The organism is Pseudomonas sp. JL23 (genome assembly GCF_056933585.1).
Genome location: NZ_CM167795.1, coordinates 4,620,265 through 4,646,939, shown reverse-complemented (window position 1 = coordinate 4,646,939; position 26,675 = coordinate 4,620,265). Strand labels below are relative to the sequence as shown.

Annotated in this window: 25 protein-coding genes and 1 tRNA gene; 9 read left to right on the top strand and 17 right to left on the bottom strand. The window is 60.2% G+C overall.

Annotated features, from left to right (window positions below):
* Positions 1–125 precede the first annotated feature (125 nt).
* From hflD to cspD, 5 genes are all read right to left on the bottom strand, one after another.
* Entirely contained in the window at positions 126–746 is a 621-nt protein-coding gene (gene hflD, locus AC1Z24_RS21450) for a high frequency lysogenization protein HflD (RefSeq protein WP_483742606.1), read from the bottom strand.
* A complete protein-coding gene (gene mnmA / locus AC1Z24_RS21445) occupies positions 746–1,879 on the bottom strand; it encodes a tRNA 2-thiouridine(34) synthase MnmA (protein ID WP_259106047.1) in 1,134 nt (377 codons plus the stop codon). Before mnmA ends, hflD begins: the two co-directional genes overlap by 1 nt.
* 60 nt (positions 1,880–1,939) lie before the next feature.
* Positions 1,940–2,386: an NUDIX hydrolase gene (locus AC1Z24_RS21440; RefSeq protein WP_483742605.1), complete on the bottom strand. Its 447-nt coding sequence runs from the start codon at positions 2,384–2,386 to the stop codon at positions 1,940–1,942.
* 216 nt (positions 2,387–2,602) lie between these two features.
* Positions 2,603–4,831 (bottom strand): NADP-dependent isocitrate dehydrogenase, encoded by a 2,229-nt coding sequence (locus AC1Z24_RS21435; RefSeq protein ID WP_483742604.1) that lies wholly within the window; start codon positions 4,829–4,831, stop codon positions 2,603–2,605.
* 466 nt (positions 4,832–5,297) lie between these two features.
* Positions 5,298–5,552 (bottom strand): cold shock domain-containing protein CspD, encoded by a 255-nt coding sequence (gene cspD, locus AC1Z24_RS21430; RefSeq protein ID WP_483746683.1) that lies wholly within the window; start codon positions 5,550–5,552, stop codon positions 5,298–5,300.
* Positions 5,553–5,774: 222 nt separating this feature from the next.
* Here cspD and clpS point away from each other — a divergent pair, with 222 nt between their 5' ends.
* Positions 5,775–6,137 carry an ATP-dependent Clp protease adapter ClpS gene (gene clpS / locus AC1Z24_RS21425; RefSeq protein ID WP_483742603.1) on the top strand — a complete coding sequence of 121 codons (363 nt, stop codon included), beginning with the start codon at positions 5,775–5,777 and terminating at the stop codon, positions 6,135–6,137.
* 30 nt (positions 6,138–6,167) lie between these two features.
* Entirely contained in the window at positions 6,168–8,438 is a 2,271-nt protein-coding gene (gene clpA / locus AC1Z24_RS21420) for an ATP-dependent Clp protease ATP-binding subunit ClpA (RefSeq protein WP_259106051.1), read from the top strand.
* Between the two features lie 141 nt (positions 8,439–8,579).
* On the opposite strand, the gene infA is transcribed toward clpA, so the two are convergent.
* The 3 genes from infA to aat form a co-directional block, all read right to left on the bottom strand.
* The gene (gene infA / locus AC1Z24_RS21415) at positions 8,580–8,798 is read right to left on the bottom strand and encodes a translation initiation factor IF-1 (RefSeq protein ID WP_002553999.1); all 219 of its coding nucleotides are present in this window, start codon (positions 8,796–8,798) and stop codon (positions 8,580–8,582) included.
* A 100-nt stretch (positions 8,799–8,898) separates the two neighbouring features.
* A complete protein-coding gene (locus tag AC1Z24_RS21410; protein ID WP_483742602.1) occupies positions 8,899–9,606 on the bottom strand; it encodes an arginyltransferase in 708 nt (235 codons plus the stop codon).
* 44 nt (positions 9,607–9,650) lie between these two features.
* Entirely contained in the window at positions 9,651–10,343 is a 693-nt protein-coding gene (aat, locus tag AC1Z24_RS21405; protein ID WP_483742601.1) for a leucyl/phenylalanyl-tRNA--protein transferase, read from the bottom strand.
* Positions 10,344–10,644: 301 nt separating this feature from the next.
* Here aat and ftsK point away from each other — a divergent pair, with 301 nt between their 5' ends.
* The 6 genes from ftsK to cysG all read left to right on the top strand — a co-directional run bounded on the left by ftsK (position 10,645) and on the right by cysG (position 18,155).
* Complete coding sequence (gene ftsK, locus AC1Z24_RS21400; protein WP_483742600.1) at positions 10,645–13,047, top strand: DNA translocase FtsK; 2,403 nt, start codon at positions 10,645–10,647, stop codon at positions 13,045–13,047.
* Positions 13,048–13,122: 75 nt separating this feature from the next.
* On the top strand, positions 13,123–13,746 hold the full coding sequence (lolA, locus tag AC1Z24_RS21395; RefSeq protein WP_483742599.1) for an outer membrane lipoprotein periplasmic chaperone LolA: 624 nt from the start codon (positions 13,123–13,125) through the stop codon (positions 13,744–13,746).
* Positions 13,747–13,765: 19 nt separating this feature from the next.
* Positions 13,766–15,088, top strand: a complete 1,323-nt coding sequence (locus AC1Z24_RS21390; protein WP_483742598.1) for a replication-associated recombination protein A — start codon at positions 13,766–13,768, stop codon at positions 15,086–15,088.
* Positions 15,089–15,463, top strand: coding sequence for a fluoride efflux transporter CrcB (crcB, locus tag AC1Z24_RS21385; protein WP_259106057.1), 375 nt, complete (start codon positions 15,089–15,091; stop codon positions 15,461–15,463).
* Between the two features lie 16 nt (positions 15,464–15,479).
* Entirely contained in the window at positions 15,480–16,760 is a 1,281-nt protein-coding gene (serS, locus tag AC1Z24_RS21380; protein WP_483742597.1) for a serine--tRNA ligase, read from the top strand.
* On the top strand, positions 16,761–18,155 hold the full coding sequence (gene cysG / locus AC1Z24_RS21375) for a siroheme synthase CysG (RefSeq protein WP_483742596.1): 1,395 nt from the start codon (positions 16,761–16,763) through the stop codon (positions 18,153–18,155).
* Between the two features lie 116 nt (positions 18,156–18,271).
* Here the strand turns inward: cysG and AC1Z24_RS21370 are convergent, their stop codons facing one another.
* From AC1Z24_RS21370 to AC1Z24_RS21340, 7 genes are all read right to left on the bottom strand, one after another.
* Entirely contained in the window at positions 18,272–19,267 is a 996-nt protein-coding gene (locus tag AC1Z24_RS21370; protein ID WP_483742595.1) for a glutathione S-transferase family protein, read from the bottom strand.
* Positions 19,268–19,361: 94 nt separating this feature from the next.
* A complete protein-coding gene (locus AC1Z24_RS21365; RefSeq protein ID WP_483742594.1) occupies positions 19,362–20,363 on the bottom strand; it encodes a glycosyl transferase family protein in 1,002 nt (333 codons plus the stop codon).
* Positions 20,360–20,695, bottom strand: coding sequence for a TusE/DsrC/DsvC family sulfur relay protein (locus tag AC1Z24_RS21360; protein ID WP_483742593.1), 336 nt, complete (start codon positions 20,693–20,695; stop codon positions 20,360–20,362). The genes AC1Z24_RS21365 and AC1Z24_RS21360 overlap by 4 nt, the downstream gene beginning before the upstream one ends.
* The gene (tusB, locus tag AC1Z24_RS21355; RefSeq protein WP_483742592.1) at positions 20,692–20,991 is read right to left on the bottom strand and encodes a sulfurtransferase complex subunit TusB; all 300 of its coding nucleotides are present in this window, start codon (positions 20,989–20,991) and stop codon (positions 20,692–20,694) included. Before tusB ends, AC1Z24_RS21360 begins: the two co-directional genes overlap by 4 nt.
* Positions 20,991–21,353, bottom strand: coding sequence for a sulfurtransferase complex subunit TusC (gene tusC / locus AC1Z24_RS21350; protein WP_483742591.1), 363 nt, complete (start codon positions 21,351–21,353; stop codon positions 20,991–20,993). The genes tusB and tusC overlap by 1 nt, the downstream gene beginning before the upstream one ends.
* Positions 21,354–21,356: 3 nt before the next feature.
* Complete coding sequence (gene tusD / locus AC1Z24_RS21345) at positions 21,357–21,749, bottom strand: sulfurtransferase complex subunit TusD (protein ID WP_483742590.1); 393 nt, start codon at positions 21,747–21,749, stop codon at positions 21,357–21,359.
* Between the two features lie 102 nt (positions 21,750–21,851).
* A complete protein-coding gene (locus AC1Z24_RS21340) occupies positions 21,852–22,523 on the bottom strand; it encodes a Bax inhibitor-1/YccA family protein (RefSeq protein WP_483742589.1) in 672 nt (223 codons plus the stop codon).
* A 122-nt stretch (positions 22,524–22,645) separates the two neighbouring features.
* Here AC1Z24_RS21340 and AC1Z24_RS21335 point away from each other — a divergent pair.
* Positions 22,646–22,733 (top strand) — tRNA-Ser (locus AC1Z24_RS21335).
* Between the two features lie 237 nt (positions 22,734–22,970).
* Here the strand turns inward: AC1Z24_RS21335 and AC1Z24_RS21330 are convergent.
* Positions 22,971–25,439 carry a hypothetical protein gene (locus tag AC1Z24_RS21330; protein ID WP_483742588.1) on the bottom strand — a complete coding sequence of 823 codons (2,469 nt, stop codon included), beginning with the start codon at positions 25,437–25,439 and terminating at the stop codon, positions 22,971–22,973.
* Positions 25,426–26,634: a DUF3142 domain-containing protein gene (locus tag AC1Z24_RS21325; RefSeq protein ID WP_483742587.1), complete on the bottom strand. Its 1,209-nt coding sequence runs from the start codon at positions 26,632–26,634 to the stop codon at positions 25,426–25,428. The genes AC1Z24_RS21330 and AC1Z24_RS21325 overlap by 14 nt, the downstream gene beginning before the upstream one ends.
* Between the last annotated feature and the right edge of the window lie 41 nt (positions 26,635–26,675).

Genomic DNA, 26,675 nt, shown 5'->3' with positions numbered 1-26,675 from the left:
GTTCTCGGACAGTCGGTCAACGAAATTGGGCGCGTATCATACATGAAATCTCGGGTCTTACCGGTTCCGGCTGACCAACGTAGATCGCCCAGCGAGTGGAGCAAGCGTGTCGATGGCAGGCGGAGTCAGCCGTGCATCAACGGGTACAGTTCTTTCAGCAACTTGCGTCGGCTGACCACCAGTTGCCAGCGGTGACCGCCAACTTGTCGCCAGAGGCGGGCGCAGCGGATACCGGCCAGGAGCAGGGCGCGGATCTTCGAGGCGTTGTTGGGTTGTTGCAGGTTGCGCATGTCGCCATGCACCTGGATGCGCTGGCGCAGGGTACTCAGGGTGTCCTGGTACAGCGCGCCGGTCGCGGCAATCACATTTTCGTGGGTCGGGCCGAAATGCTCGACCTGGGATTTGATCTGCGGCAGGCGCTTGCCGATGGTGTCCAGCATGTCATCGCGCTTGGCCAGCTGACGTTCAAGACCCAGCATCGACAGGGCATAGCGCAGTGGCTCGCGTTGCAGGGTCTGTGGATCCCGTTCCAGGGCGCTGGCCAGGGCGCGATAGCCCTCGCGCAGATTCAGGTCATCACCGCCGAAGACTTCCAGGGTGTCCTTGGGGTCCATGACCAGCAGGGTGCCGAGCATGCAGTTGAGCGCAGCTTCGTTGACCTGGCCGGTCTTGGCGATGCGATCAACCAGCACGGCGGCCTGAAACACGGCCCCCAGGGCGGTGAGTTGCTCCTGAATCGGGGTCATCAACGTTTGTCCTTGCTGTACCAGGGCTCTGCAATTTCGATGACACCGCCGCCCAGGCAGATCTCACCGTCATAAAACACCACGGACTGCCCGGGGGTCACGGCGCGCTGTGGCTCATCGAACACGGCGCGATAGCCGCCGTCGGCGGTCTGTTCGAGCGTGCAGGCCTGATCGCCCTGGCGATAGCGGACCTTGGCGGTCAGGCGGCGCGGGCTGCTCAGGTCTACCGGGTTGACCCAGTAGATCTGCGAGGCGATCAGGGCCTGGGAGAACAGCCACGGATGGTCATTGCCCTGGCCGACGATCAGCTCGTTGTGTTCCAGGTCCTTCACCAGTACATACCACGGTTCGTCACCGGCGTCCTTGAGACCGCCGATACCCAGGCCCTGGCGTTGGCCGATGGTGTGGTACATGAGGCCTGCGTGACGGCCGATGACTTCGCCTTCGGTGGTCTTGATCTCGCCCGGCTGGGCCGGCAGGTACTGGCGCAGGAAGTCGGTGAAGCGGCGTTCACCGATAAAGCAGATGCCGGTGGAATCCTTCTTCTTCGCGGTGGCCAGGCCGTGTTTCTCGGCGATGGCGCGTACTTCCGGCTTTTCCAGCTCACCAACCGGGAACAGGGTCTTGGCGATCTGTTCGCCGCCCACGGCATGCAGGAAGTAGCTCTGATCCTTGTTCGGGTCCAGGCCCTTGAGCAGTTCGGTGCGGCCGTCAATGTCACGGCGGCGCACGTAGTGGCCGGTGGCGATCAGGTCGGCGCCCAGGCTCATGGCGTAGTCGAGGAACGCCTTGAACTTGATTTCGCGGTTACACAGGATGTCCGGGTTGGGCGTGCGCCCGGCCTTGTACTCTTCGAGGAAATGCTCAAAGACGTTGTCCCAGTATTCCGCAGCGAAGTTGGCGGTGTGCAGCTTGATGCCAATGCGGTCGCAGACTGCCTGGGCGTCGGCGAGGTCTTCGCGGGCGGTGCAGTATTCCGTTCCATCGTCTTCTTCCCAGTTCTTCATGAACAGGCCTTCCACCTGATAACCCTGCTCCATGAGCAGGACGGCGGATACGGAAGAGTCTACGCCGCCGGACATGCCGACGATGACGCGCGTCTTTTCTGGGGAGGAAAGGGCTGGATCAGACATAGGAGTTCAACGGGCAGCTTCAAAAAAGACGCGATTCTAGCAGGCTCGCGTCCCTGAGTCTCATGCCGTGTCGCGCAACAGGGCAAGGCTGAAGCGTTCGCCGCCCAGGTAGTCCTCGACACAGCGCATCACCAGCTCGCTGCGCCAGCGCTGTTGTTCTCCGACCAGTTCGTCACGGCTCAGCCATAGCGGGCCGATGATGCCTTCGTCCAGCGCCAGCTCGGGATGATGGCGCAATGGCTTGGCAGCGAAGCAGATGCGTTGGTAAGTCACGCCATTACTGGGGGCGGTATAGAGGTAGATGCCGACCAGGCTGGTCAGCTCGACGTCCCAGCCGGTTTCTTCCAGGGTTTCGCGGATAGCGGCCTGTTGCAGGGTTTCGTTGGCTTCCAGGTGCCCGGCGGGCTGGTTGAGTACGGCGCGGCCGCCCTTGAGCTCTTCGACGAAGAGGAAACGGCCCTGATCTTCAACGATGGTGGCGACGGTGACGTGGGCGAGCCATTGCATATAGAGGATGCTCCGTGGTTGTAAGGGTTTTGTACGTGTGGAACCGGCTTTAGCCGGGAAGGTGTCGCGGATGGCTGAAAAGATGCCGTTAATGTGCTGGCCTCTTCCCGGCTAAAGCCGGTCCCACAGATGTTATTTCAACTCGGATAATTGTGATTGATGGCCAGAAACAACAACCCCGGCACATGGCCGGGGCTGTTGAAATGCAGGGCTAGCTTAGTTCAGCGCGGCGATTGCAGCGTTGAGGGTAGGGCTAGGACGCATGGCTTTGCTGGTCTGCTCGGCATTGGGGTGGTAGTAGCCACCGATATCCACTGGTTTGCCTTGAACGGCGTTGAGCTCGGCAACGATTTTTGCTTCGTTGTCGGTCAGGGTCTTGGCCAGAGGTGCGAATTGCGCTTGCAGGGCAGCATCGTCAGTCTGTGCGGCCAGCGCCTGTGCCCAGTACAGGGCCAGGTAGAAGTGGCTGCCGCGGTTGTCGATGTTGCCGACTTTACGCGAAGGCGACTTGTTGCGGTCCAGGAACTCGCCAGTGGCCTGGTCGAGGGTCTTGGACAGAACCAGCGCTTTCGGGTTGTTGTAAGTGTTGCCCAGGTGCTCCAGGGAGGCTGCCAATGCGAGGAACTCGCCCAGGGAGTCCCAGCGCAGGAAGTTCTCTTCGACGAACTGCTGCACGTGTTTCGGAGCCGAACCGCCGGCGCCGGTTTCGAACAGGCCACCGCCGTTCATCAGTGGCACGATGGACAGCATCTTGGCGCTGGTGCCCAGTTCCATGATCGGGAACAGGTCGGTCAGGTAGTCACGCAGAACGTTACCGGTCACCGAGATGGTGTCCTTGCCGGCACGGGTGCGGTCCAGGGTGAACTTCATGGCATCGACCGGGGACATGATCTGGATGTCCAGGCCCGACGTGTCATGGTCGGCCAGGTACTTCTGCACTTTGGCGATCATGGCGCTGTCGTGGGCGCGTGCCGGGTCCAGCCAGAAAACGGCCGGGGTGTTGCTGGCGCGGGCGCGGTTGACGGCGAGCTTGACCCAGTCCTGGATCGGCGCGTCCTTGACCTGGCACATGCGCCAGATATCACCGGCTTCGACGTTCTGTTCCATCAGGACCTTGCCCTGGCCGTCGGTCACGCGGACCACGCCTGGCGTCTTGATCTGGAAGGTCTTGTCGTGGGAGCCGTATTCTTCGGCTTTCTGGGCCATCAGGCCGACGTTTGGCACGCTGCCCATGGTCACAGGGTCGAAGGCGCCGTGTTTCTTGCAGTCTTCGATGACGGCCTGGTAGATGGTGGCGTAGCAGCGATCCGGGATCACGGCCTTGGCATCGTGCAGTTGACCGTCGGTGCCCCACATTTTGCCGGAGTCACGGATCATCGCAGGCATCGAGGCGTCGACGATGACGTCGCTCGGTACATGCAGGTTGGTGATGCCCTTGTCGGAGTTGACCATGGCCAGGGACGGACGCACGGCGTAGACCGCTTCGATGTCCGCCTTGATTTCGGCTTGCTTGTCCGCTGGCAGTGCGCCAATGCGGTCATACAGGTCGCCGATACCGTTGTTCAGGTTGAAGCCGATTTCTTTCAGGATGTCGGCGTGCTTGGTCAGTGCGTCGTTATAGAACTCGGCGACGATCAGGCCGAACATGATCGGATCGGAGATCTTCATCATGGTGGCTTTCAGGTGTACCGAGAACAGTACGCCCTTGGCCTTGGCGTCGGCGATCTCGGCAGCCACAAAACTGCGCAGTGCCTTGGCGCTCATTACCGAGCTGTCGATGATTTCGCCAGCCTTGACGGCGGTTTTTTCTTTCAGGACGGAAGTGCTGCCGTCCTGGGCGATCAGTTCGATCTTGACGCTGTCAGCGGCTGGAATCAGAGCGGCTTTTTCGCTGCCGTAGAAATCGCCGTTGCTCATGAAGGCAACGTGGGACTTCGAATCGGCTGCCCAGGCGCCCATCTTGTGCGGGTGCTTGCGTGCGTAGTTCTTGACCGACAACGGAGCGCGACGATCGGAGTTGCCTTCACGCAGAACCGGGTTCACGGCGCTGCCTTTGACCTTGTCGTAGCGGGCGCGAGTGTCTTTCTCGGCGTCGGTGGTCGGGGCTTCCGGGTAATCCGGGATCTTGAAGCCCTTGTCTTGCAGTTCTTTGATGGTGGCAACCAGCTGCGGGACGGAGGCGCTGATGTTCGGCAGCTTGATGATGTTGGCTTCAGGCGTGTTGGCCAGTTCGCCGAGCTCGGCCAGATGGTCAGCCACTTGTTGATCGGCACCAAGCGACTCTGGGAAGCTTGCGAGAACACGGCCTGCCAGGGAGATATCGCGAGTTTCGACGGCGATATCGGAAGAAGCGGTGTAGGCCTCGATGATAGGCAGCAACGAATAGGTGGCGAGGGCAGGGGCTTCGTCGGTGAAGGTATAGATGATCTTCGAGCGGTTAGACATTTGGTATGAACTCTCTGTTTTGCTGAGCATGCACAAAATCTCGATCTGCGCAGGGTATGCGCGCGTGCTCACAAGTCCCTTTTGAGCCGAAAGTCGAGCTTTATTCGCGGTGATGGTGGGTGCATCAGTCGAGCGAGCGCGTGCGCCGGGTCTGGCGCTACGTACCTTAAAGGCTGAAAGTCTCGTTCCAGACTGTTAAGCCCCTATGACTCATAAGTCACGGCGCGGAGTATATCAAACGATTGCGCTCTGGCATTAATGCTATGCGTACTATCGAATGAGAGATATTCGCCGTTGGTCGAGGTCGGCAAGACGAACGGGCGCGAAAACGCAAGCAAGGCGATGCCCGGGGGCAAGGTCGAGGTGGAAGGGGGAGTGGGAGAAACGAGGGCGCGACTGCGCAACCGGCCTGTTCCAACTGCATGACGGACCGGTTTCTGAGCAGATCCTGCTAAGGACTATTGTCCTAATCGGCTGTAGCGTGCTCGGGGCTGTGAGCGGTGGCTGGGAGCGCAGCGGCCTTGCCCGATATATTCACTGCGTGCAAGCCCTTGGGCCCCTGAATGATCTCGAATTCGACCGGCTGGCCTGCCTTGAGGGTTTTGTAGCCTTCCATCTTGATTGCCGAGTAATGGGCGAACAGATCTTCGCTTTTGCCGTCCTCTACGATGAAGCCATAACCTTTAGCATTATTGAACCACTTGACCTTACCACTGAGCATAGTCATATCCCTCTGCAAAGGACTCCGTCTGGAGTATCATCCACCTCACTCCGCCTGACCGAAAAAAATTTTGGTTGACTACGCGGACCCTTTTTACCCAATGTGGGTTCTATTGTTTGTAACACCGTTTAGCCGATAGTCAAGGTCATGCGGCGGTCCATTTGAAAACCGGTCAGACTGCGACTAATTATTCAATTCGCCCCCCTACGAACCTTTCTTTCCATGCATGCAATCAGCAAGATTCGACTAACATTCAATCAGGATGGTCAGCAGCCCCACGAGGATGACGCGGCCGGGATCGCGGTACAGGACGCCAAGCCGGTATTGCAGGCGCCACCGATGTACAAGGTGGTTTTATTTAACGATGATTACACCCCGATGGATTTCGTCGTCGAAGTGCTCGAGGTGTTTTTTAACCTGAATCGTGAGCTGGCGACCAAGGTCATGCTGGCCGTCCATACAGAGGGACGGGCAGTCTGCGGATTGTTTACCCGCGACATCGCCGAGACCAAGGCAACGCAGGTCAACCAATACGCCAGGGAAAGCCAGCATCCGCTACTCTGTGAGATCGAGAAGGACGGTTAAACGCCGACCACTTGGGTATGAGGTGAAGCTATGTTAAACCGTGAGCTCGAAGTCACCCTCAATCTGGCCTTCAAGGAGGCACGTTCGAAGCGTCATGAGTTCATGACCGTCGAGCATCTCCTGCTGGCTTTATTGGATAATGAGGCTGCCGCCACTGTTCTGCGTGCCTGCGGCGCAAACCTCGATAAACTCAAACATGATCTGCAAGAGTTCATCGACTCCACCACCCCCCTGATCCCCGTCCACGACGAGGATCGCGAAACCCAACCTACCCTAGGCTTCCAGCGCGTATTGCAGCGCGCGGTTTTCCATGTTCAGAGCTCCGGCAAGCGTGAAGTTACCGGTGCCAACGTGCTGGTCGCGATTTTCAGCGAGCAGGAAAGCCAGGCAGTGTTCCTGCTCAAGCAGCAGAGCGTTGCCCGCATCGATGTCGTCAACTATATCGCCCATGGCATCTCCAAGGTTCCAGGGCACGGCGATCATTCTGAAGGTGAGCAAGATATGCAGGACGACGAGGGCGGTGAGTCTTCTTCCTCAGGCAATCCTCTGGATGCCTATGCCAGCAACCTGAACGAATTGGCGCGCCAGGGTCGTATCGATCCGTTGGTCGGCCGTGAGGTTGAAGTCGAGCGTGTCGCCCAGATCCTGGCGCGTCGGCGCAAGAACAACCCGTTGCTGGTGGGTGAGGCTGGCGTCGGTAAAACCGCCATCGCCGAAGGCCTGGCCAAGCGCATCGTCGACAACCAGGTGCCTGATCTGCTCGCCAGCAGCGTCGTCTACTCGCTGGATCTGGGTGCCTTGCTGGCCGGGACCAAATACCGCGGTGATTTCGAGAAGCGCTTCAAGGCGCTGCTCAATGAGCTGAAAAAACGTCCCCATGCCATTCTGTTCATCGACGAAATCCACACCATCATTGGTGCCGGTGCAGCGTCCGGCGGCGTCATGGATGCTTCCAACTTGCTCAAGCCATTGCTGTCGTCCGGGGATATCCGTTGCATCGGCTCGACCACCTTCCAGGAATTCCGCGGGATTTTCGAGAAGGACCGGGCTCTGGCGCGGCGTTTTCAGAAGGTCGATGTGTCGGAGCCTTCGGTGGATGACACCATTGGCATCCTGCGCGGCCTGAAAGGACGCTTCGAGCAGCATCACGGTATCGAATACAGTGATGAGGCCCTGCGTGCCGCTGCCGAACTGGCTTCGCGCTACATCAACGACCGCCATATGCCCGACAAGGCCATCGATGTCATCGACGAGGCAGGTGCCTATCAGCGCCTGCAACCGGCCGACAAGCGTGTCAAACGCATTGAAGTGCCGCAGGTCGAGGATATCGTCGCCAAAATCGCGCGGATTCCGCCAAAACACGTCAACAGTTCGGACAAGGAGCTGCTGCGTAACCTGGAGCGCGATCTCAAGCTCACGGTGTTCGGCCAGGATGCGGCCATCGACTCGCTGTCGACGGCCATCAAGCTGTCCCGCGCCGGGCTGAAATCGCCTGACAAGCCGGTCGGTTCCTTCCTGTTCGCCGGTCCTACCGGTGTCGGCAAGACCGAAGCTGCCCGCCAGTTGGCCAAGGCATTGGGGATCGAGCTGGTGCGCTTTGACATGTCCGAGTACATGGAACGGCATACCGTCTCGCGCCTGATCGGTGCTCCGCCGGGTTACGTTGGTTTCGACCAGGGCGGTCTGTTGACCGAGGCGATCACCAAGCAGCCGCATTGCGTGTTGCTGCTCGATGAAATCGAGAAGGCCCACCCGGAAGTCTTCAACCTGCTGTTGCAGGTTATGGACCACGGTACCCTGACCGATAACAACGGGCGCAAGGCGGACTTCCGCAATGTGATCGTGATCATGACCACCAACGCCGGTGCCGAAACCGCTGCGCGGGCTTCGATTGGCTTCACGCATCAGGACCACTCGTCCGATGCCATGGAAGTCATCAAGAAAAGTTTCACGCCGGAATTCCGTAACCGCCTGGACACCATCATTCAATTCGGTCGCCTCAGCCATGAGGTTATCAAGAGCGTGGTGGACAAGTTCCTTACCGAGCTGCAGGCGCAACTGGAAGACAAGCGCGTCCTGCTGGAAGTCTCCGACGCGGCCAGAAGCTGGTTGGCGCAGGGTGGCTACGATGCTGCGATGGGTGCACGGCCGATGGCTCGCCTGATCCAGGACAAGATCAAGCGTCCGCTGGCCGAGGAAATTCTCTTTGGCGAGTTGTCCGAGCATGGCGGCGTGGTTCACGTCGACATCAAAGATGGCGAAATCACCTTCGAGTTCGAAACCACTGCTGAAATGGCCTGAGTCTCAAGCCGAAAAAAAGCCCCGCATCTCGCAAGAGATGCGGGGCTTTTTGTTGGGCTGTGGCTCCCGCAGGGGCTCATTCCAACAATCGGGCACACAAAAACGCCCGGCAGGTGCCAGGCGTTTTCATTCGAGCTTGAGTTAGCGTGCGCGGTAAGTGATGCGCCCTTTGCTCAAGTCGTAGGGCGTCAGTTCAACACGCACCTTGTCACCGGTCAAAATACGGATGTAGTTCTTGCGCATCTTGCCGGAGATGTGCGCGGTTACGACGTGCCCGTTTTCCAACTCCACACGAAACATGGTGTTGGGCAGGGTGTCGACGACAGTGCCTTCCATTTCGAAGCTGTCTTCTTTCGACATGCAGTAAAGCCCTCGGAATCTGATGAGTGGCCCGGTGCAAGTGGCGCCAGGCAAAAGCGGCGTGCATTGTGCCCGAAAAATGCGCTTTTAGCCAAGGGCTTCAATAAAGAGTCACCCACCTCTGATTCGTCAGCAGCTCAATTGGTCGATATTGGGTCTTGTAGTTCATCTTCTTGCAGTTCTTTATCCAGTAGCCCAGGTACACCGCATGCAGCTGCAGGCGGGTCGCTTCGGCGATCTGCCAGAGGATCGCAAAGCGGCCCAGGCTGCGCTTTTCTTCATCCGGCTCGTAGAAGGTATAAACCGCCGAAAGGCCATTGGGCAGCAGGTCGGTCACGGCTACAGCGAGCAGGCGCTCGCCGGCGCGGAACTCGTAGAAGCGGGAAAACGGCAGGTCGCGCACCAAAAAGGTGGAAAACTGATCGCGGCTGGGCGGGAACATGTCGCCGTCGGCGTGGCGCTGTTCAATGTAGCGTTGGTAGAGGTCGAAATATTCTTCGGTGAAGCGCGGCTTGTTGCTGTGCACCTGGAGATCGGCATTGCGCTTGACGATGCGCTTTTGCTGGCGGTCCGGGACGAAGATGTCCACCGGGATGCGCGCGGGTACGCAAGCGCTGCAATTCTGGCAATGGGGGCGGTACAGATGATCGCCGCTGCGCCGGAAGCCCATGTCGGAAAGGTCGGCATACACCTGCACGTCCATCGGCTGACTGGGGTCGAGGAACAGCGTGGTCGCCTGTTCTTCCGGCAGGTAGCTGCAGGAATGGGGTTGAGTGGCATAAAACTTCAGCCGCGCCAGCTCTGTCATATCAGCCCCCTGAGAAAAAACCCTGATTAAGAGTGTAAGCCAGCCTACCCGACTCGCCTAGGCAGCCAGTCGGCGTTATTTGCCTGATCCAGGTGCTTGTGCAAAAAGTCGGCAAAGTCTCTGCGTGGAATCGCGCGGGCGCCGAAGCTGTGCAGGTGCTCGGTGGGCATCTGGCAGTCGATCAGCACGAAGCCCCAGGCACGCAGGCGTTCTACCAAGGTGGCGAAACCGACTTTGGAGGCGTTGTCGGTGCGGCTGAACATGGACTCGCCGAAAAACAACTGGCCCATTGCCAGGCCGTAGAGTCCGCCGACCAATTGACCCTGTTCCCAGACCTCGACGCTGTGGGCGTGACCGCGTCGATGGAGCTCAAGGTAGGCCGTTTGCATGGCTCCGGTGATCCAGGTGCCATCGACGTAATCCCTGGGGCCTGCGCAGCCCTGGATTACAGCCGCGAAATCCCGATCGAATGTGACGTCGAAGCGGCCCTGGCGCATGACCTTGGCCAGGCTGCGGGAAATGTGTATTTCCTCAGGAAACAGCACCGTGCGCGGATCCGGCGACCACCAGAGGATCGGCTGGCCCTCCATGAACCACGGAAAACAGCCATGGCGGTAGGCGCTGACCAAGCGGTCTGGCGATAAGTCGCCGCCGGCGGCGAGCAGGCCATCGGGATCGCGCAAGGCCTTGGCCAGGGGCGGGAAGTCGAACGTGTTGCGTTGTAACCAGGTCAGCATAGATTCAGGGCTTGGCAGGGGAGGGGAGGGCGGCACCCAGGGTGCAACTCCAGGGCCCAAGTGTGGTCACAGTTCGTCGCCATTTTGAAGTCTCCGTTTACACTTTTGTACTGCGGGCGGTTCCTGGCTCGGGTCGATGGTCAGGAATACGACATAACCCTTTGTCACGCAAGGCAATGCGTGGTCCAATTGAGCGTTATGGCTGGGCCTTGAAGATATACGCGGCGCACGCCAGACTAGCTATTTGCAAAATCAATGTTCAACTACAGATGTTCGCGCCCGGCGCAGGAAAACAAGCGTTTTGAAGAAGTCCACCTTAGCACCCAGCCCTGTTCCACTCTGGCGGCAACAGTTGCACTACCGACTCAAGGAAGGTGCACTGATTGCCTTCGGGGCGCTGTGTCTCTATCTGATGATGGCTTTGTTGAGCTACGACCCCAATGATCCGGGCTGGAGTCACACCAGCAGTGCCGTGCAAGTGCAGAACGCCGCTGGCCGCGCGGGGGCCTTCAGCGCCGATATTCTGTTCATGGTGCTGGGCTATTTCGCCTACATTTTTCCGCTGTTGCTGGCTGTCAAGGCCTGGCAGGTGTTTCGCCAGCGTCATGAACCCTGGCAGTGGAGCGGCTGGCTGTTCTCCTGGCGCCTGATCGGCCTGGTGTTCCTGATCCTGGCAGGTGCCGCCCTGGCCCATATCCATTTTCACTATTCGGCCGGCTTCCCTGGCTCGGCGGGCGGTGTACTGGGCGAGGTGCTTGGCGACCTGGCGCAGAAAGCGCTGAATATCCAGGGCAGCACCTTGCTGTTCATCGCCCTGTTCCTGTTCGGCCTCACCGTATTCACTGACTTGTCCTGGTTTAAAGTCATGGACCTGACCGGCAAGATCACCCTCGATCTGCTTGAGCTGTTCCAGGGCGCCGCCAATCGCTGGTGGATGGCTCGCACCGAACGCAAACAGATGGTGGCGCAACTGCGTGAAGTCGATGTGCGGGTCAAGGACGTGGTGGCGCCGGTTGCGTCGGATCGTCGTGAGCAGGTCAAGGCCAAAGAACGCCTGATCGAGCGTGAACAGTCCCTCAGCACCCATATGTCTGAGCGCGAGAAACACGTCCCGCCTGTTATCGCCCCGGCACCGGTCCGTCCGCCGGAGCCGAGCAAGCGTGTGCAGAAGGAAAAGCAGGTATCGCTGTTCATCGACAGCGCCGTGGAAGGCACGCTGCCGCCGATCTCGATCCTCGATCCGGCCGAGAAGAAAAAACTCAATTATTCCCCCGAGTCCCTGGCTGCCGTAGGGCATCTGCTGGAAATCAAGCTCAAGGAATTCGGCGTCGAAGTGACCGTGGACTCGATTCACCCGGGCCCGGTCATTACCCGTTACGAAATCCAGCCGGCGGCGGGCGTGAAAGTCAGCCGTATAGCCAACCTCGCCAAGGACCTGGCACGTTCCTTGGCCGTGACCAGCGTGCGGGTGGTCGAGGTGATCCCGGGCAAGACCACCGTGGGTATCGAGATCCCCAACGAAGATCGGCAGATCGTGCGTTTCTCCGAAGTGCTGTCGTCGCCGGAATACGATGACGCCAAGTCACCGGTCACCATGGCCCTGGGCCATGATATTGGCGGCAAGCCGATCATCGTCGACCTGGCGAAAATGCCTCACCTGCTGGTAGCCGGTACGACCGGTTCCGGTAAGTCAGTGGGGGTCAACGCCATGATCCTGTCGATCCTGTTCAAGTCGGGCCCGGAAGATGCCCGCCTGATCATGATCGACCCGAAAATGCTCGAATTGTCGATCTACGAAGGCATTCCGCATCTGCTCTGCCCGGTTGTGACCGACATGAAGGACGCAGCCAACGCCCTGCGCTGGAGCGTCGCCGAGATGGAACGCCGCTACAAGCTGATGGCGGCCATGGGTGTGCGGAACCTCGCGGGCTTCAACCGCAAGGTCAAGGACGCCGAGGAAGAGGGCACGCCCATCTCCGACCCGACCTATCGCCGCGAAAGCATTCACGACGAAGCGCCGCTGCTCAAGACCCTGCCGACCATTGTGGTAGTGGTCGACGAATTCGCCGACATGATGATGATCGTCGGCAAGAAGGTCGAAGAGCTCATCGCCCGTATCGCCCAGAAGGCGCGTGCCGCCGGTATCCACCTGATTCTGGCGACCCAGCGTCCGTCCGTGGACGTGATCACCGGTTTGATCAAGGCCAACATCCCCACGCGCATGGCGTTCCAGGTATCGAGCAAGATCGACTCGCGAACCATCATCGACCAGGGCGGCGCCGAACAACTGTTGGGTCACGGTGACATGCTGTACATGCCGCCGGGCACCAGCCTGCCGATCCGTGTGCATGGCGCCTTCGTTTCCGACGATGAGGTCCATCGCGTGGTGGAGGCCTGGAAGCTGCGGGGTGTGCCGGACTACAACGAAGACATTCTCGCTGGCGTCGAGGAGCCGGGTAGCGGTTTCGACGGTGGCAGCGGTGAAGGCGCCGAGGACAGCGAGAGTGATGCGCTGTATGACGAGGCCGTCAAATTCGTCCTGGAAAGCCGCCGTGCTTCGATCTCTGCCGTGCAGCGCAAGCTCAAGATCGGTTACAACCGTGCGGCGCGGATGATCGAAGCGATGGAAATGGCGGGCGTCGTGACGTCCATGAACACCAACGGCTCGCGCGAAGTGATTGCGCCGGGCCCGATGCGCGACTGACCCGTCAGCTGCGCCATTTGCCCGGCACGCGTACCGACGCGCTGCCGCAAGCCTACTGCATTCAAGAGGACTCCCATGCGTCTGATCCGCCTGTTACTGGCTACTGCTCTGACCTTTTCCGTTGTCCCGGCCCATGCCGACAGCAAGGACGTGGCACGTCTGACTCAGTTGCTGGAAAATTCCAAGACCCTGAGCGCCCGTTTCTCGCAACTGAGCCTGGACGGTTCCGGCACGCAGTTGCAGGAAACCGCAGGTGACATGATCCTGCAGCGCCCTGGCCAGTTCTACTGGCACACCGATGCGCCGCAGGAGCAACTGATGGTCTCCGATGGCAAGAAGGTTTCCCTGTGGGACCCGGACTTGCAACAGGTCACCATCAAGAACCTCGATCAGCGTTTGACCCAGACTCCGGCGCTGCTGCTGTCCGGTGATGTGTCGAAGATCGGTCAGAGTTTTGATATCACCGCCAAGGAAGCCGGCGGCGTGATCGATTTTGTGCTCAAGCCCAAGACCAAGGACACGCTGTTCGACAGCCTGCGCCTGTCCTTCCGCAACGGCATGATCAACGACATGCAATTGATCGACAGTGTCGGCCAGCGCACCAATATCCTGTTCACCGGGGTCAAGGCCAACGAGGCCGTACCGGCAGGCAAATTCCAGTTCCAGGTCCCGAAGGGCGCTGACGTCATTCAGGAATAAGAGGTTTCAAGCGCAGCCCATGGATTTGTTTCGTAGCGACCCGATAGCTCAGCCACTGGCGGCGCGCCTGCGTGCCACCAATCTGGACGAGTACGTCGGTCAGGAGCACTTGCTCGCCCATGGCAAGCCGTTGCGTGAGGCCCTGGAGCAGGGTGCGCTGCACTCGATGATCTTCTGGGGCCCGCCGGGCGTGGGCAAGACCACGTTGGCGCGGCTGCTGGCCAAGGTCTCCGATGCGCATTTCGAAACGGTCTCGGCGGTACTGGCCGGGGTCAAGGAAATCCGTCAGGCCGTCGAGGTTGCCAAGCAACAGGCCGGGCAGTACGGGCGCCGGACCATCCTGTTTGTCGATGAGGTGCACCGTTTCAACAAGTCGCAGCAGGACGCGTTCCTGCCCTATGTCGAAGACGGCACGCTCATCTTCATCGGCGCGACCACAGAAAACCCTTCTTTCGAATTGAACAACGCGCTGCTCTCCCGGGCACGAGTCTATGTGCTCAAGAGCCTCGACGAGACGGCGCTGCGCAAGTTGGTGCAGCGCGCATTGACCGAAGAGCGCGGGCTGGGCAAGCAGAACCTCAGTCTCGACGACGAAGGCTTTGCCATGTTGATGTCCGCCGCTGATGGCGATGGCCGTCGTATGCTCAACCTGCTGGAAAACGCCGCAGACCTTGCCGAAGACGGCAGCGTGATTGGCGCCGAGATGCTCCAGGGCCTGCTCGGTGATGGTCGGCGCCGCTTCGATAAAGGCGGGGAGGCGTTTTACGACCAGATCTCGGCGCTGCACAAATCCATTCGTGGCTCCAATCCCGATGCGGCGCTGTACTGGTTCGCCCGGATGATCGATGGCGGCTGCGATCCGCTGTATCTGGCGCGCCGCGTGGTGCGCATGGCCAGTGAAGATATCGGCAATGCCGACCCGCGGGCACTGCCACTGTGCATGTCGGCCTGGGACGTGCAGGAACGCCTGGGCAGCCCGGAAGGCGAGCTGGCAGTGGCTCAGGCCATCGTCTACCTTGCCTGCGCGCCGAAGAGCAATGCCGTTTACATGGGCTTCAAGGCCGCCATGCGCGAAGCCACGGAGCATGGCTCGCTGGAAGTGCCGCTGCACCTGCGCAATGCCCCGACCAAGCTGATGAAACAATTGGGCTATGGCGAAGAGTACCGTTATGCCCACGACGAGCCCGATGCCTATGCAGCGGGCGAGGACTACTTCCCCGAAGAGTTGGAGCCGCGCCAGTACTACCAGCCGGTGCCCCGTGGCCTTGAACTGAAAATAGGCGAAAAACTCAAGCATTTGGCTGCCCTGGACCGGGCCAGCCCTCGTCAGCGGAGAAAGTAGGTGTTTCAGACCATTCTTGCGGTGTCCCTGGCCGGTATCGCTGGTACATTATTGCGCTTTGCTGCTGGCACTTGGGTGACGGCGAATTGGCCGAAGCATTTTTACGGGGCGACGTTGGCGGTCAACCTGGTCGGTTGCCTGATCATCGGCGTGCTGTACGGCTTGTTCCTGCTGCGCCCGGAAGTGCCCATTGAGATTCGGGCCGGCCTGATTGTCGGCTTTGTAGGCGGTCTGACGACCTTTTCATCCTTTTCACTGGATACATTGCGTCTGCTCGAAAGTGGGCAAGTGCCACTGGCCCTGGGCTATGCGGGCATCAGTGTATTCGGCGGGCTGCTTGCCACCTGGCTCGGCCTGACCTTGACCAGACTTTGATAGACGAGAGAACACCATGCTCGATTCCAAACTGTTACGTACTCAACTTCAGGACGTAGCGGATCGCCTGACTTCCCGTGGTTTCACCCTGGATGTGGCCCGCATTGAAGCGCTGGAAAACCAGCGCAAAACCGTTCAGACCCGCACCGAGCAGTTGCAGGCCGAGCGCAATGCCCGTTCCAAATCCATCGGCCAGGCCAAGCAGCGCGGCGAAGACATTGCCCCGCTGATGGCGGATGTCGAGCGCATGGGCAGCGAATTGAGCAGTGGCAAGGTCGAACTGGACGCTATCCAGGCCGAGCTGGACGCCATGCTGTTGAGCATGCCGAACCTGCCCCACGAATCGGTGCCGGTCGGTGCCGATGAAGACGATAACGTCGAAGTGCGCCGCTGGGGCACTCCGACCGCTTTCGATTTCGCGGTACAGGACCACGTTGCCCTGGGCGAGAAGTTCGGCTGGCTGGACTTCGAAACCGCTGCCAAGCTGTCCGGCGCGCGTTTCGCCCTGCTGCGCGGCCCGATTGCCCGTATGCATCGCGCCCTGGCGCAGTTCATGATCAACCTGCACGTCACCGAGCACGGCTATGAAGAGGCCTACACGCCTTATCTGGTCCAGGCCCCGGCCCTGCAGGGCACCGGTCAGTTGCCGAAATTCGAAGAAGATCTGTTCAAGATCTCCCGCGAAGGCGAGGCGGACCTGTACCTGATCCCGACCGCCGAAGTGTCGCTGACCAATATCGTCGCTGGTGAAATCGTCGACGCCAAGCAGATGCCATTGAAGTTCGTTGCCCACACGCCGTGCTTTCGCAGCGAAGCCGGCGCATCGGGTCGCGATACCCGCGGCATGATTCGCCAGCACCAGTTCGACAAGGTCGAGATGGTCCAGATCGTCGAGCCGGAAAAGTCCATGGAAGCCCTCGAAGGCCTGACCGCCAACGCCGAGCGCGTCCTGCAACTGCTGGAGCTGCCTTATCGCGTATTGGCCCTGTGCACCGGCGACATGGGTTTCAGCGCCGTAAAAACCTACGACCTGGAAGTGTGGATCCCGAGCCAGGACAAATACCGCGAGATTTCGTCGTGCTCCAACTGCGGCGACTTCCAGGCCCGCCGCATGCAGGCCCGCTGGCGCAACCCGGAAACCGGCAAGCCAGAGCTGGTGCACACCTTGAACGGCTCCGGTCTGGCCGTTGGTCGAACGCTGGTCGCGGTACTGGAAAACTATCAGCAGGCTGACGGCTCGATCCGCGTCCCTGAAGTGCTCAAGCCGTACATGGGTGGCCTTGAGGTCATCGGCTAAATGGAATTTCTGCCGCTGTTCCACAATCTGCGCGGCAGCTGGGTGTTGGTGGTCGGCGGCGGCGAGATTGCCTTGCGCAAATCTCGCCTGTTGGCCGATGCCGGCGCGTTGTTGCGGGTGGTTGCACCCCAGGTTGAAACACAACTGGCTGAACTGGTCACGACCGGTGGCGGCCAGGTGCTGGCGCGTGGCTATCTGGAAAGTGATCTGGATGGTTGCGTGCTGGTTATCGCCGCCACTGACGACGAACCGCTCAACGCTCAGGTATCCAAGGATGCCCGTCAGCGTTGCTTGCCGGTCAATGTGGTCGATGCCCCGGCTCTTTGCAGCGTGATTTTCCCTGCCATTGTCGACCGCTCGCCGTTGGTGATTGCCGTCTCCAGTGGCGGTGATGCACCGGTGCTGGCTCGGTTGATCCGGGCCAAGCTGGAAACCTGGATTCCTTCGACTTACGGCCAACTGGCCGGTCTGGCTGCGCGCTTTCGTAATCAGGTCAAGGGGCTGTTTCCCGATGTGCAGCAACGTCGCGCATTCTGGGAAGACGTGTTCCAGGGCCCGATCGCCGATCGGCAACTGGCCGGGCAGGGCGCCGAAGCTGAGCGTTTATTGTTGGCAAAAATTGCTGGGCAAGCGCCTTCAGGCAACGGCGAAGTCTATTTGGTGGGTGCAGGGCCCGGTGATCCGGATCTGCTGACTTTCCGCGCCCTGCGCTTGATGCAGCAGGCCGACGTGGTGCTGTATGACCGTCTGGTGGCTCCCGCCATCCTTGAACTGTGTCGCCGTGACGCCGAACGCATCTATGTCGGCAAGCGCCGTGCAGATCATGCGTTGCCTCAGGAGCAGATCAATCAGCAACTGGTGGCACTGGCCCAGCAAGGCAAGCGGGTGGTGCGGCTCAAGGGCGGCGATCCGTTTATCTTTGGCCGTGGTGGTGAGGAAATCGAAGAGCTGGCGGCCCATGGCATCCCGTTCCAGGTGGTGCCGGGTATCACTGCAGCCAGCGGTTGCGCGGCCTATGCCGGGATTCCCCTGACCCATCGCGACTATGCCCAGTCGGTACGCTTTGTCACCGGCCATCTCAAGGACGGCAGCACTGACTTGCCTTGGGCAGACCTGGTGGCGCCGGCCCAGACCCTGGTGTTCTACATGGGCCTGGTCGGCCTGCCGCTGATCTGCGAAGGCCTGATCAAGCATGGTCGAGCAGCCGATACGCCGGCGGCGTTGATCCAGCAGGGCACTACGCAGAATCAGCGGGTGTTTACCGGGACCTTGGCCAATCTGCCGCAACTGGTGGCCGAGCATGAGGTGCATGCACCGACCTTGGTCATTGTCGGTGAAGTGGTTCAGCTTCGTGAGAAGCTGGCCTGGTTCGAAGGTGCGCAAGGCAGCATGTAACTCGGCAAATGTAAGACCGGCTTTAGCCGGGAGGGCTGTATGGCAGGCGATATATAGGTATCGATCCTGCCGCCGTCTTCCCGGCTAAAGCCAGTCTCACAAAAGCCACATCATCTTTAGGCCCAGACACCACTGCCGTTCAGGCGCGCACGATCATGATCCGCATCGAAACTCAGGGCCGGGCCCTTGGGCACGATACCGGTCGGGTTAATGGTGCGATGGCTGGCGTAGTAATGGCCCTTGATATGTTCCAGGTCCACGGTCTGCGCAACGCCCGGCCACTGGTACAGCTCGCGCAGCCAGTTTTGCAGGTTCGGGTAGTCGCTGATCCGGCGCAGGTTGCACTTGAAGTGGCCGTAATACACCGCATCGAAGCGCACGATGGTGGTGAACAGGCGGATATCAGCTTCAGTCAGGTGTTCGCCCGTCAGATAGCGTTTCTTGCTCAAGCGTTCTTCCAGCACATCCAGTTCGGCAAACAAGCCATCGTAGGCCTGCTCATAAGCGCCCTGTGCGGTAGCAAAGCCTGCGCGATACACGCCGTTATTCACCGCCGGGTAGATGCGATCGTTCAGCTCGTCGATCTCTGCCCGCAAGGCAGCAGGGTAGAAGTCCAGGTGATTGCCGGTCAGTGCGTTGAAGGCCGAGTTGAACATGCGGATGATTTCCGATGACTCATTGCTGACGATGCGCTTGAGCTTCTTGTCCCACAGCACGGGCACGGTCACGCGGCCGGTGTAGTGGACGTCATCGGCGGTGTAGCGCTGGTGGAGAAATTCCAGGCCGTCGAGTTTGTCACCGGTCGAGCCTTTGTCCTGATCGAAGGTCCAGCCGTTCTCCAGCATCAGCCAACTGACCACCGAAACATCGATCAGGCTTTCCAGACCCTTGAGCTTGCGCATGATCAAGGTGCGATGGGCCCATGGGCACGCCAGCGACACATACAAATGGTAGCGTCCGGCTTCGGCAACAAAGCCACCTTCGCCGCTTGGGCCGGGTTTGCCGTCAGCAGTCACCCAGTTGCGACGCTGGGCGTTTTCCCGCTGGAATGCGCCATCTTTGCTGCTTTCGTACCACTGGTCATGCCAGCGTCCTTCGACGAGAAGGCCCATGTCTGACTCCAATCTATAAGGGATAAAGGATTGGAGAGCAGTTTAATTAGAATGGTTCGAACGAATAGCGCAAATTGTCCGGCGTTAAGATCGATTAAATAGATAGGTCGCGTTTATCCCAGTAAATCTGCGCCTGTGTGAAGGCCTGATCACGGGGCATACCGAGGCCACGCAAGGCCAGCGCGATGGTCGAAATCAGTGCCAGTTGCGGGTAGCTGTCTTCGATGTCGCCGCGCCAAAGGGCAGTCAGTTGCTGCGGATCCAGGGTGGCGGGTTTGACGTGGCGACGCTCCGACAGTGCAGGCCACTCCTCATCCCAAGGCTGTCCTGCGCTGGTCCCATAGAGGTGGCTGATGGTGTCAGGGTTGACCTCGATTTCGCCACCATCACCCTTGATCACGATGGCGTTATCACCCAGCAGGCTGCTGGCATCGCGGTGCACGCCTTGATAGCCGGGGTGAAAGATGCTCTGCAGGCCGCAGCGAGCGCCCAGCGGATTGATGATGCGCGCCAGAGAGTGAATCGGCGAACGCAGACCCAGAGTGTTGCGCAGGTCGATCATCCGTTGCAGTTGCGGCGCCCAGTCGCCCAAGGGCATGAACGCCAGATTGTGCTGCGCCAGTGCCGACTCGACGGATTGCCAGTTGCGGCACAAAGGAATGCCGAGCAAACCGAGCAGTTGCTCGCTGTAAAGGCGCCCGGCGGTATGGGCGCCACCGCCGTGCATGAAAATCTTCACACCGTTCTGGGCCAGGCATTTTGCCGCCAGCAAGTACCAGGGCAAATGGCGCTTTTTGCCTGCATAGGTCGGCCAGTCGATATCAACTGCAAGGGCCGGGGTTTGCAGGCGCGCGCGGATCGCTTCGGTAAAGCCCGCCAGTTCTTCCGCGCTCTCTTCCTTGTGTCGCAGCAGCATCAGGAAGGCACCGAGTTGGGTGTCCTCGACCTTTTCTTCGATCAACATGCCCATGGCCTCACGCGCTTCCTCGCGGGTGAGATTACGGGCGCCTTGCTTGCCCTTGCCGAGGATACGTACGAACTGCGCAAAAGGATGTTCGGCGGGCGTTTGGGTAACGAGCGGGGCGTATTCGGTCATATGCAATTGGTCGGTTTGGGCAGGCCCGCCAGCTTGGCGGCGAGTTTGGCGGGAGTGCCGTTGAACAGGCGATTGAGGTGCATGCTGTTGCCTTTCTCGACGCCCAGTTTCAAGGCGGCGTACTTGATCAGCGGGCGGGTCGCCGGCGATAGCTGGAACTCGGCGTAAAACCCGCGCAACAGTTCCAGTATTTCGATATGTGCCGGGCTCAGGTCGATACCTTCCCTGACGGCCAGGGCCTGGGCCACATCCATGGACCATTCGTTCAGGTCCTGCAGGAAGCCATCCTTGTCCAGGGCAATGTGCCGGGTATCAAGCGTCAGGACATTCATAGCCAACTGTTGACCTTGTCAAAGCGGATGGTCAAATCGACGAAGCCGGCGTAATCAACCTGGCTGGCCCAGGCGGGCGCCTGAATATTGCGTACCTGCATATCTTCCTCGAGGGCAAACAGCTTCAGGCCTTCGAGCCGATCTTCCAGGGCTTGCAGGGGGGCGCTGTCAGGTGTCAGAGAATAAGTCGCATCGCCGCACAGCAGAATGGCGTCGTGTTCCCCGAGCAGGCGCAGGCAACTGTTCAGGCGGCTGTCGCTAAAAGGGGAGTGGGAGAGAACATGTAAGGTCGACATCAGATTGTGATCACCTGGTCGTAACGGTCAATGAGCGCAGCTATCTCCCCGGACGACAGCCGCTGAAGGCCTTCCCCGTCCAGGTTCGTCGTCGCGATTGCGCGCTCTGTCAGGCTCTGCTCGCAGGCGTAGAGCTCTTCGACCCCGAACATCGTCAGGGCCTGCAGATTGGCGGTCAGATCCTTCTGCTGAACGGCGGCGGATTTTTGCTCCGCCAACAGCTGAAAAACGCCGTCATCCAGAAACAGCAAGCCAATCGGCAAATCGAAGGCGCCGCCAGCCAGAACGATATCCAGCGCCTCGCGGGCGCTTGTGCCGGACCAAGGCGACTGGCGGCTGACAATCAACAAGGACTTGGCCATTGCTCAAGGCCCTCCGAAGCAGATCAATCGGTCAGCGCTTTGCACGGCATCATGCAATTGGCCCAGGCCCGATAACTCCCAGGGCGCCGACAGATTGGCAGCGGGGCGCTGATAGCGCTGGGCCTCTTCGTCATTCAACACACCCCGGCGCAACGCTGCTGCGATACAGACTACGCCGTCCAGGTTATGGGTCGCGACGAATTCACGCCACTGCAGGGACAGATCTTGTTCGTCCTGCGGGGTTACAACATTGGCCGAAGCGCTATGGACGCCGTCCTGATAAAAGAACAGGCGGACAATCTCGTGGCCCTGCGCCAGCGCCGCCTGGGCGAATAGCAGGGCGCGGCGGGAAGAGGGTGCATGGGCCGCAGAGAAAAGGGCGATGGCGAACTTCATGGGCAGCTCTATGTGTGAAACGTGCCTCATGATAAAGAATTCACGCCCTCGAGACAGCAAAAAGCCCGCAATGCGGGCTTTTTGTTGACGCCAGGCCGTGGCTTAGTCGTCGCGGCTCATGATGCCGAAGATCTGCAACAGGCTGATGAACAGGTTGTAGATCGACACATACAGGCTGATGGTCGCCATGATGTAGTTGCGCTCGCCGCCATGGATGATGGCGCTGGTCTGGAACAGGATCGCAGCCGACGAGAACAATACGAAACCGGCGCTGATCGCCAGCTGCAGGCCGCTGATGTTAAAGAACATGCTGGCCAGGGTGGCGCCCAGCAGGACAAAGACGCCGACAGTGATGAAACCGCTGAGGAAGCTCATGTCCTTGCGGCTGATCAGCACATAAGCCGACAGACCGCCGAATACCAGCGCCGTCATGGCGAAGGCCGAGCTGACCACCTCTGCACCGCCCTGCATACCCAGGTAACGATTGAGGATAGGGCCCAGCAGGTAACCCATGAAGCCGGTCAGAGCAAAGGCCGACACCAGGCCCCAGCCCGAGTCGCGCAATTTGTTGGTGAGGAAGAACAGACCGTAGAAGCCGATCAGCACCACGAAAATGTTCGGGTAGCCCACATGCATCTGCTGGGCAACATAGGCCATGACGCCGCTGAACGCCAAGGTCAGCGCCAGCAGGCTGTACGTGTTGCGCAGGACGCGGCTAACCTCTAGCTGATCGGCCTGCACGCCGTTATTAACTGCGTAATCCTGTTCGCGCATGGCGAAACTCCTGGTGGTTGAAATGTTGAGTTGCAAAGATCATAACAGAGGTGCCGCCAGTCGCCAGCGGCAGAGTTTGACAGCTTGTTTCATTCGGGTATTATGGCGCCCGCAGCAAAAGTGGAGATATGGCCGAGTGGTTTAAGGCAGCAGTCTTGAAAACTGCCGACTGTAACAGGTCCTAGAGTTCGAATCTCTATGTCTCCGCCATCTTCTACAGCGCAAAGCCCTGATTTCTCGGGGCTTTGTCGTTTCTGGGATTCAGGAATCAGCCCCCGAAAAATCAGGATCGTTTCCGCATCTTATGTATCGTTTGCGCAACTATGCGTGAAAAATGTTTCATCGGATCGGTTTCACAATCTCTCCCACGCGCCGCTAAACCGCCTGCATTATCTGCTGTCCGCTGTACCCCAATAGCCCGGCCAATCTCCCGTAGCCTTGCGTAATTCAAGATCTAACCCGACGACGACTTACCCGCGCTGCGACGATCAGCCCACCCGCCATCAGCAGGGCAATCACCGGCACGTATAGATGCTGGTGTAGCCAATAGCGGCTGGTGCGCCAGGCCTGTATGACAGGGAATCGTCTGGCGGCGGCAAAATCCGGTTCCGCGCACTGGCGGCCGAAGTCTTCGGCGAAAGGTACTGCCGCGCCCTCTTTGACGTAGCGCTGGTAAAGCTGACTGGCACGCGGTTGATCGTTTTGCACGAAGCCGGTCGCCCGGCACAGCACCGCCGCGAAGGCCTGGGAGCGCGGGGGCAGTTCGTCGGCGGCCTTTTCGGCATGGGCGACGGCCACGTAGCGGTAATGGAAGGTTTGCCCAGGGCTGGCTTCGCTGGTTGCGTAACGGCGGCGTTCGTCTGCGGTCACCAGTGGCCCGGGCAGATCGGCTGCTGCGCGTTGCTCCGGCGTATCGCGGGGCTGGGCAGGGCTGTCTTCCCGAGTGTAGCGCCACGGCCCTCGCCCGGTCCCGTAGGTATACATGCCGCCGATCTCGGCGAAGTCCGGGCCTTGCTGGTATCCCATGATCTCCATGCCATGCTGGCGCGCCAGCCTGGCAGCGGTGAACCAGGCTTCGGCACGGTTGGTCGCGAACCAGGCGGTCGCGGCATCGTGTCGCGCATCGCCATAACGTTTGGCCCAGGCCCGTGGTGTGCTAGCGGTCAACGTCTGTTGGTCTGAGTAGACATAGTCGACATCGGTGTTGCGTGGATCCTGATCGTCCGGGAAATACGCCAGCGCCTGTTCGAACTGGCTCTGACGCACCATGCGTCGTGCCAGCAGCGAACGCAGACGATCAGCCTCGGTGAAGCTCGACTCCGTTTGTTGCGAGCGCCACGCCAGGAGTTGCTGGGCATTGAAGCTGGCGAAATCGACGGGCCGGGGCGGCATCGCGGAGCCTGGGACGTGCTCATCAACGAAGGCCTTGAGCTCTTCTACCGTCAGGACTCGTTCGGCCACGTAATACATGTCCTCGGCATACCCGGACACGTAGAACTGCTGCAAGGCCTGCGCGTATTCACCGCGAGACAGTGACAGTACGGCCTGCTCAGCCTTCAAGCGTTGCACGCCATCGTGTTCGACGCTGCCATCGAGCGTTGGAAACCCTTGTGCCGCTTCGGCATAGGCCTGGGCAGCGGCGTTGCTGTCGCCGCGTCGCAGCGCCAGTTTCGCCCGTACCCAACTGGCCAGCGCGCTGGATTGTCCGTCGGCCAGGGTTTGCGCCAGTGGGTAATTGCCTAGCCGGTACGCCAATGCGGCCAGGCGATCGGTGCCGGCTATCGGTTGCACGCCACGCTGGCTGATCGCCTCGACCAGCCGTTGCAGCACTGGATTGGCGCTCACGCCCATGTAGTTCTGCGCGGCGTCGGCATAGCCAAGACGCCCGGTATTTTCGGAGTTGGCGAAAACATCGTTGGCGCTGGAGGGGTCGTCGTTGACGATATCGCCCATCAAGGCAAGGCTGTAAGCCACCAGCAACCGTTGGCTGAGTGGGTCATCGATAACGCTGGCGGCTTGATCGGCATCACTCAGCAGCCATTGCGCAATGATCCGCAGCGATTGCACCGCGCTGTCGGAACCTCGCGCTGCCTGCTCGGCATAGAGCGCCAGCGCCTGCTTGAGATCGGCCGGTGCGATGGCGCTGGCGCAAGCGGTGGCGTTCATGAAATCGGAATAGTCGCAGGCTTGTCCGGGCGTTGTCAGGTACAGGCGGGCTTGCTCGCCATAGCTGCCCACCGCCATTGCCCATGGATCGGGTGCTCCGGCCAGCGCCAGGCTGCGCGCCTGCTTAAAAGCCGTAACAGCGCTGGCCCGTGCCGCCTGGGCCTGGGTATCGGCATCGGCTGACGCACTGCGCTCGGTATACAGACGGCCCAACGCATAGGCAGCCCACACCGCGCGGGGTGCGCCTTGATCGGCAGGTAGCGCCAACACCGCCTGAAAACGCTCGATGGCCAGCGCCTGCAGCACCTCGGCGCTGCGCTCACAGGTCTGATCGACAGCCGCACAGGCTTGTGCGGCCTTGAGGTCTACGGCACCGGTGGTATAGAGCCGCAACGCTGGCGGCAGTCCGGCGCCCAAGGCATAGGCCTGTTCATCGTCTGGCGCCTGACGCATGGCTTGCAACGCCAGCCATTGCGCAGCGGGCAGCGAGGCCTTGTCGGGCTCATCGGGGTTGACTGCCGGTGCCTCATCGTAGCCATTGCTCCGGCGCTCGACGGCCTTGAGCGTATCGCTCGTGGCCAGCAGATGCATGGCTTCGTAGGCAAAAGAGTTGCTCGGCGTCGCCGCCAGGGTCGCTGCGCGATCATCCAGCAGTTGCAAGGGAAAGAACGGCCCGCAGGCCATGACCGCGACCGCTCCGGTCGACAATGTCGCAGCCAGTACCCGCGCAACCTTTTTACGATTCCACATGCAGCGATTCCTTTCCTTGTTCACAACGAAGCCAGCCAATAGTGCGTTGCCGACCGGATTTGAGAAGCCCGGGCTGGCGGATCTGGAACGACAAACCCGCGGCGTCGCGCTGCATGAAATAGCCATTGATGCCGTCTGCCACCGCGCAGTTGCCGATGATCCGGACGACACTCGGCGGGGAGCCATCGCCAACCCCGGTATTGCTCAATACCAGATCGAACAGCTGCGGGTCCGCCGTGTTGCGCAGTTGCGCGCTGATCTGCACGCTGAGGGGCGCCTGGGTCAAGACCGCACGCCAGGTCTCGGGGCTCCACGCGCGGGCGTCCTGTGCGGTCGGCAAGCGAAACCAGACGATGCCGGCCAGCCCGGCAGGCGGATTGCGGCTCAAGCGCCGGGCAAAATCCTCGAGGACCTGCGGATCAGCCATGAGCTCGTGGGAATCGATGCCGTTCACTAGGGTCGCCCGCTCACTTTCAATACTCACCACTTGCCCGTCCCGGCCCCAGGCCACGCGGCTGCCGTAAGCCGGCAACGCCACTTGCCAGGGCTTGTGCATGCGTTTGGAGAATTGCTCCAGCCATGACTGCGCCAGCAGCGGATCGAACAAGCCGACACGAGGATCCTGCACGGCATGGACTTGCAATATGGCTTCATCGACCTGCTCCATGACCGCTTCCACTGCGCCGCTTTGCAGCCAGGTTGGCAACGCCGTGATCGACAGGCGCTCGTGGTTTTTCAGCAAACCTCGCACACGCTTCAGCCAGAGGGCATAGGCCGGGAGTCTGGCGGTGGCGCAATCGTGGTCTATTTCGATACCGGCCAGAGCAACACCGCTTTGGCGCCACGCCTCAAGGGTCGCGCTGATTTTGGCAAACAACGCCGACTCGTCCATATCGGCCATCTGCCCGTCAATGCGCAACACCGCGATCACCGGGCGAGCGCTGGTTGCGAGTGTGGACCAATCAGGTGCCGTGCTCAGCCACTGGCCATGGGCATCGGCCTGCGCCGCCAGCACCCGCCATTGATTGACGATATCGGCGTTGGACTGCACCGCAGACACCAGTGCGGGCGTCCACTGGCGCTGCCAGATATAGGCATCGTTGGGCAATGGTGCCGCTGGCGGCGAGCAGCCTGACAATGTGGCGCAAAACAGGGCGATCAACAGCGCCAGGCCGGGCAGCATTCTGTGCATCATGACGAGCGTGCCGCCTTCCTCATTGCAGAGCGCGAAGTGTA

Coding starts and splice junctions, on each gene's coding strand:
- clpS (WP_483742603.1), top strand. CDS start 5,775: ATGCATGCAATCAGCAAGATTCGACTAACATTCAATCAGGATGGTCAG.
- mnmA (WP_259106047.1), bottom strand. CDS start 1,879: ATGTCTGATCCAGCCCTTTCCTCCCCAGAAAAGACGCGCGTCATCGTC.
- tusC (WP_483742591.1), bottom strand. CDS start 21,353: ATGGCCAAGTCCTTGTTGATTGTCAGCCGCCAGTCGCCTTGGTCCGGC.
- serS (WP_483742597.1), top strand. CDS start 15,480: ATGCTCGATTCCAAACTGTTACGTACTCAACTTCAGGACGTAGCGGAT.
- AC1Z24_RS21390 (WP_483742598.1), top strand. CDS start 13,766: ATGGATTTGTTTCGTAGCGACCCGATAGCTCAGCCACTGGCGGCGCGC.
- tusD (WP_483742590.1), bottom strand. CDS start 21,749: ATGAAGTTCGCCATCGCCCTTTTCTCTGCGGCCCATGCACCCTCTTCC.
- AC1Z24_RS21440 (WP_483742605.1), bottom strand. CDS start 2,386: ATGCAATGGCTCGCCCACGTCACCGTCGCCACCATCGTTGAAGATCAG.
- clpA (WP_259106051.1), top strand. CDS start 6,168: ATGTTAAACCGTGAGCTCGAAGTCACCCTCAATCTGGCCTTCAAGGAG.
- aat (WP_483742601.1), bottom strand. CDS start 10,343: ATGCTGACCTGGTTACAACGCAACACGTTCGACTTCCCGCCCCTGGCC.
- AC1Z24_RS21330 (WP_483742588.1), bottom strand. CDS start 25,439: ATGTGGAATCGTAAAAAGGTTGCGCGGGTACTGGCTGCGACATTGTCG.
- cspD (WP_483746683.1), bottom strand. CDS start 5,552: ATGCTCAGTGGTAAGGTCAAGTGGTTCAATAATGCTAAAGGTTATGGC.
- AC1Z24_RS21360 (WP_483742593.1), bottom strand. CDS start 20,695: ATGAATGTCCTGACGCTTGATACCCGGCACATTGCCCTGGACAAGGAT.
- AC1Z24_RS21435 (WP_483742604.1), bottom strand. CDS start 4,831: ATGTCTAACCGCTCGAAGATCATCTATACCTTCACCGACGAAGCCCCT.
- AC1Z24_RS21410 (WP_483742602.1), bottom strand. CDS start 9,606: ATGACAGAGCTGGCGCGGCTGAAGTTTTATGCCACTCAACCCCATTCC.
- hflD (WP_483742606.1), bottom strand. CDS start 746: ATGACCCCGATTCAGGAGCAACTCACCGCCCTGGGGGCCGTGTTTCAG.
- cysG (WP_483742596.1), top strand. CDS start 16,761: ATGGAATTTCTGCCGCTGTTCCACAATCTGCGCGGCAGCTGGGTGTTG.
- AC1Z24_RS21365 (WP_483742594.1), bottom strand. CDS start 20,363: ATGACCGAATACGCCCCGCTCGTTACCCAAACGCCCGCCGAACATCCT.
- AC1Z24_RS21325 (WP_483742587.1), bottom strand. CDS start 26,634: ATGATGCACAGAATGCTGCCCGGCCTGGCGCTGTTGATCGCCCTGTTT.
- infA (WP_002553999.1), bottom strand. CDS start 8,798: ATGTCGAAAGAAGACAGCTTCGAAATGGAAGGCACTGTCGTCGACACC.
- lolA (WP_483742599.1), top strand. CDS start 13,123: ATGCGTCTGATCCGCCTGTTACTGGCTACTGCTCTGACCTTTTCCGTT.
- tusB (WP_483742592.1), bottom strand. CDS start 20,991: ATGTCGACCTTACATGTTCTCTCCCACTCCCCTTTTAGCGACAGCCGC.
- AC1Z24_RS21340 (WP_483742589.1), bottom strand. CDS start 22,523: ATGCGCGAACAGGATTACGCAGTTAATAACGGCGTGCAGGCCGATCAG.
- AC1Z24_RS21370 (WP_483742595.1), bottom strand. CDS start 19,267: ATGGGCCTTCTCGTCGAAGGACGCTGGCATGACCAGTGGTACGAAAGC.